The organism is Gilvimarinus gilvus (genome assembly GCF_030518155.1).
Classification (GTDB): Bacteria; Pseudomonadota; Gammaproteobacteria; order Pseudomonadales; family Cellvibrionaceae; genus Gilvimarinus; species Gilvimarinus gilvus.
On sequence record NZ_JAULRU010000690.1, the window covers coordinates 1 to 861 of the forward strand.

Sequence of the window (861 nt, forward strand, 5' to 3'; positions counted from 1 at the left end):
ATAAATCTATTGACATTCTCAATATGTTGAAAATAAAGGCCTTTTGGCGACCAAGGCTGGCTATAAAGTGACTTTCGCGGGTGCGATTGTGACTTGAGGTGTTCGTTGCTCCTGCGCTGGCTTTTTTGAGGGGAGGCGTTAAATCTTGGTTCACCTGCGTCTTAGCCGACAAGGCTGTAACCGTCCGGCCAACTCACCTTCCTGACCCCGACGCCAAAGGCGATGGTGTCCACCTAATTTAAGTGGACACCATTTCTAGCCTTTTAAGCGGGTCTTTCCATGCAGTCACAACGCCGTTCCTATTCAAAATCCTTCAAGGCCCAAGTTGTCCAAGAGTGCGCCCAGCCCGGCGCATCGATTGCCAGCGTCGCGCAGAAGCACAGCCTTAACGCGAACCTCGTACATAAATGGATTAGGGTACTCACGAACAAAACTATGGCGCTGCAACCTGCTTTCATTCCAGTGCCCTTGCCGCTAGCCGGAGGACATTCGCAGGCAGCTTCATCAAGTATCTGCATTGAAATCCAGCACCCGCGTGGCACCGTCAAAGTGAACTGGCCGACCGAAAGCGCTGTCGCCTGTGCCACCTTTCTGCGAGACCTGTTGGAATGATTCGGATCGATGCCATCTGGCTTGCCACCGAGCCTATGGACATGCGCGCCGGTACCGAGACCGCGCTGGCCAGGGTGATCGCGGTGTTCGGTGTGGCGAAGCCGCACTGCGCATACCTCTTCGCTAATCGCCGTGCCAACCGAATGAAAGTCTTGGTGCATGACGGTGTGGGCATTTGGCTGGCAGCGCGACGATTGAACCAAGGCAAGTTTCATTGGCCCGGCATCCGTCACGGATCGGAAGTCGAAC

Annotated in this window: 2 protein-coding genes; both read left to right on the plus strand. The window is 54.7% G+C overall.

Going from position 1 to position 861, the window contains the following annotated elements:
- The first annotated feature begins 279 nt into the window (after positions 1–279).
- Positions 280–612 (plus strand): IS66-like element accessory protein TnpA, encoded by a 333-nt coding sequence (tnpA, locus tag QWI17_RS23695; RefSeq protein WP_009684096.1) that lies wholly within the window; start codon positions 280–282, stop codon positions 610–612.
- Positions 609–861 (plus strand): IS66 family insertion sequence element accessory protein TnpB (gene tnpB / locus QWI17_RS16985; RefSeq protein WP_302723712.1); only part of this gene is annotated, 253 nt, incomplete at its 3' end. The genes tnpA and tnpB, both read left to right, overlap by 4 nt.